Annotated in this window: 1 protein-coding gene; it reads left to right on the top strand. The window is 40.7% G+C overall.

The genetic code is table 11. From position 1 onward, the window contains the following. Positions 1-1920, top strand: a 1920-nt coding sequence (locus tag PX636_RS13180; protein WP_288117534.1) for a non-ribosomal peptide synthetase, incomplete at both ends; no start/stop codon positions are given.

Raw genomic sequence — 1920 nt, 5'->3', positions numbered from 1 at the left:
CGTTGATTTACAAGATTTACCCATCCATGAACAAGAAGAAAAAACACAGCAATTAAAGCAAAAACAAGCCACTCAACCCTTTAATTTAGCCAAAGAATACTTAATCAGAATCACTTTAGTGGTGCTATCGGAGACGGAACATTTCTTATTAGTGTGTATGCACCACATTATTAGTGATGGTTGGTCAATCGAAGTATTTATTCACGAATTGACCAGCTTATATAATGCTTACACTCAAAATCATCCCGCAAATTTAGCTCCCTTACCGATTCAGTATGCAGATTTTGCAGTTTGGCAAAAACAATGGTTACAAGGGGATGTCCTACAAAGTCAATTAAATTACTGGCAAAATCAACTAGCAAATGCACCTTCTTTATTATCTCTTCCCACAGACCACCCTCGACCTGCGGTGCAAAGCTTTGTCGGTACTCAGCAAGAATTTTCCCTTTCCCCCAAACTTAGCCAAGCTTTGACTGAATTGAGTCGCCAACAAGGGGTGACATTATTTATGACGCTGTTGGCTGCTTTTGATGCTTTACTGTATCGTTATACAGGGTCAAGTGATATTTTGGTAGGAACTCCCATCGCTAATCGTAATCGCGTTGAAATTGAGGGTTTAATCGGCTTCTTTGTTAATACTTTAGTGATGCGGACGGATTTATCAGATAATCCGAGTTTTAGTCAGTTATTAACCCGTGTTCGGGAAGTGACAATGGATGCTTACGCGCACCAAGACTTACCCTTTGAAATGTTAGTCGAAGCGTTGCAACCAGAACGGGATTTGAGCCATACTCCCCTATTTCAAGTCGCTTTTGTCCTGCAAAATACACCTAAGTCTGAGATTGGAATGACGGGATTAACGGTGACAGATTTGCCACCGGAAAATACCACAGCTAAGTTTGATTTAACCTTAGCTATGGTTAACACCGATGATGGCTTAAAAGGTGTCTGGGAATATAATACTGATTTGTTTGAAAGTAGCACTATTGAGCGATTATCAGGGCATTTTCTCAACTTATTAGGGGGAATTGCGGCCAATCCTCAAGCGCGGATTTCCCAATTACCCTTACTGACAGAAAGTGAGACTAATCAGTTATTAATTGAGTGGAACAATACTCAAGTTGACTATCCTGAGTATAAGTGTATTCATCAGTTATTTGAGGAACAGGTAAAACGCACACCCGACGCGGTAGCGGTGGTCTGTTCCCAGCAACAATTAACCTACAATGAGTTAAATTGTCGTGCTAATCAATTAGCTCATTATCTGCGGAAATTAGGCGTAAAAGCTGATACTTTAGTCGGTATTTCCCTTGAGCGTTCCTTAGAGATGATTGTGGGGTTATTGGGGATATTAAAAGCGGGTGGTGCATATCTACCTCTCGACCCAGATTATCCCAGTGAACGGCTACAATTTGCCATCGCTGATGCTCAACTGTCATTATTGCTAACTCAAGAGGGATTAATCGATAAATTACCTGAACATCAAGCGCCGCTAATCTTGTTAGACAGATTCACAGAAGAAATTAACCAAAACAGCCAAGATAACCTAACAGGAGTAGTAACAGCCAATAATTTAGCTAATCTCATTTATACCTCTGGTTCTACCGGAAAACCTAAAGGGGTAATGGTGGAACATCGGGGACTATTTAACCTAGCTACAGCGCAAATTAAAACGTTTAACTTACAGTCAAACTCTCGCCTTCTCCAGTTTGCTTCCCTCAATTTTGATGCTTCTATCTGGGAAATTATCATGGCCATAGGATCGGGTGCAACCCTTTATTTAGACACAAAAGACGCTTTAATGCCTGGGTTGCCATTAATGGGGCGATTAAAAGATTATGGTATTACTCATATTACTTTACCCCCCTCAGCCTTAGCGGCTTTGCCACTAGAAGACATCCCAGAGTTACAAACTATTAT

Origin of the sequence: Microcystis sp. M53598_WE2, assembly GCF_030067735.1 — a bacterium.
GTDB lineage: Bacteria > Cyanobacteriota > Cyanobacteriia > Cyanobacteriales > Microcystaceae > Microcystis > Microcystis aeruginosa.
Note: the sequence above shows the minus strand (reverse complement) of the source record. Positions and strands in the feature narration are given on the sequence as shown.